The following is a 1,851-nucleotide window of genomic DNA, read 5'->3' as shown; positions in this document are numbered from 1 at the left end:
GTGAACCTCTTTCACGACCAGATCGGGCAAATTTGCCATGACATGCTTGTAGTCATCCTCTTTCCACAGGGTCCAGGTCTGGACGTTGTTCAGCAGGGGTTCCTCGCCCAGATAAAAGCGCACCATCTCGGGGACGAAGGTATAGATCGCCTTGTCATCCGCCACGCCCGCACCGGGCGCGGAACAGATCGTGACCCCGCCGGAACGATAGACATCCATCAGCCCCGGCACGCCCAGCATCGAATCGGGGCGGAAGCACAGCGGGTCAAGGAACGGGTCGTCGATACGGCGATAGATGACATCGACGCGTTTCGGTCCCTGCGTGGTTCGCATATAGACAAATTCGCCGTCCACGAACAAATCCTGCCCTTCCAGCAGCTCGACGCCCATCAGGTTCGCAAGGAAACTGTGTTCGTAATAGGCGCTGTTGAAATGGCCCGGCGTCAGGATCGCGCAGGTCGGCCGGTCGGAACATTTCGGCGGCGCGACCGATTCCAGCGTGCGGCGCAGCAATTCGGGATACTGGTCCACCGGCTCGATCCGGTTCTCGCGAAAAAGCTGCGGGAACATGCGCATCATGATTTCCCGGTTTTCCAGCATGTAGCTGACGCCGGACGGGGTGCGGCAGTTATCTTCGAGCACGAAGAATTCGTCCTTGGCGGTGCGCACCAGATCGATGCCGATGATATGCGAATAGACGCCTCGCGGAGGCACCACGCCCACCACGGCCTTTTCATAGGCCTCGTTCTGATAGACCAGCCGACCGGGAATGCGGCCCGCCCGGATGATCTCGGCCCGGCCATAGACGTCGCGCAGAAAGGCGTTCAGCGCGCGGGCGCGTTGCTTGATGCCGCGTTCCAGCTTGCGCCATTCGGATTGTTCGAAGACGCGCGGCATCATGTCGAAGGGGATCAGCCGGTCGGGATCGCCGCCCTCGCCATAAACGGCGAAGGTGATGCCGATGCGCCGGAACAGCGCTTCGGCCTCGGCCTGCTTCATCTGACGGAAATCTGTCGGCATGGCATCCACCCAGTTACGCAGCCGCGCATAGGGTTCCCGGACTTCCTTGCCTTCAAACATCTCGTTGTAATAGGTCATTTTCCCCCCATGCCCGGACGGTGCCTCTTGCAAGCCGATCTTACGCCGATGATTAGGACACGCCATGGCGAAGTCCACAGCAGAACAGCAGGAAATTCACAAAAGTTCATCAGTTCGGGCGCCGGGCAGGCGGTATCGCGCCCGCTCGTGCCGGGGATTTGGGCAGTCGCGGGTCCGTAAGGGCGGCCACAGGGTGACACCGCCAACCGGAACGAAAGCGCTCTGGCCTTGAAACCGCGGCACAGGTCGGCCAAGGTCACGGTGGCCTTGTGCCAATTTGAAAAATTCCCTTTCCATATGCTTCATATGCGCCGCGTCATCGCCCCTGACCCACGAAAGCCGTACCCGGCATGGGGGCCGATTCAGCTATCCCTGCGGCCCTGCCCACGCATTTGCGTGTTTGCCCTGTAACAGGGGGGCCGCCGGTTCCATGCGCCTTTCGCGTCCGCAGCCCGAGAGTGCGGGTTCACGGCCGAAATCCTGAGCTATTCCCCGCAGCCTGGCCTTGAAGAATGGCTGACGGGGCAGATCCCCGATGCGTTTCCGCACATTGAAATAGTGAAAATGCTGCGAAAGCGCGGTGCCGGTTACGGGCTGGTAATCTTTTGGCGCTAGCGTCGCCGTCAGGTTTCCGTAATCCGGGGGATGTCAATGGAACTGATCGTCGCCGACCGGGATGCCCGCGTGGTGGTCACGGTGTGCGAAAAACGGATCGATGCCGCAATCGCGACACGGTTCAAGGACAGGATGCGC

The 1,851-nt window shown here is 60.7% G+C and carries 1 protein-coding gene; it reads right to left on the bottom strand.

Going from position 1 to position 1,851, the window contains the following annotated elements; translation table 11 throughout:
- Positions 1-1,098, bottom strand: a 1,098-nt coding sequence (locus ACK5L9_RS05450; RefSeq protein WP_416910441.1) for a circularly permuted type 2 ATP-grasp protein, incomplete at its 3' end; no start/stop codon positions are given.
- Between the last annotated feature and the right edge of the window lie 753 nt (positions 1,099-1,851).

Origin of the sequence: Paracoccus sp. (in: a-proteobacteria), assembly GCF_047973135.1 — a bacterium.
In the GTDB taxonomy this organism is placed as follows: Bacteria; Pseudomonadota; Alphaproteobacteria; order Rhodobacterales; family Rhodobacteraceae; genus Paracoccus.
The sequence above is the reverse complement of the archived record's forward strand: the minus strand, read 5'-3'. Positions and strand labels throughout refer to the sequence as shown.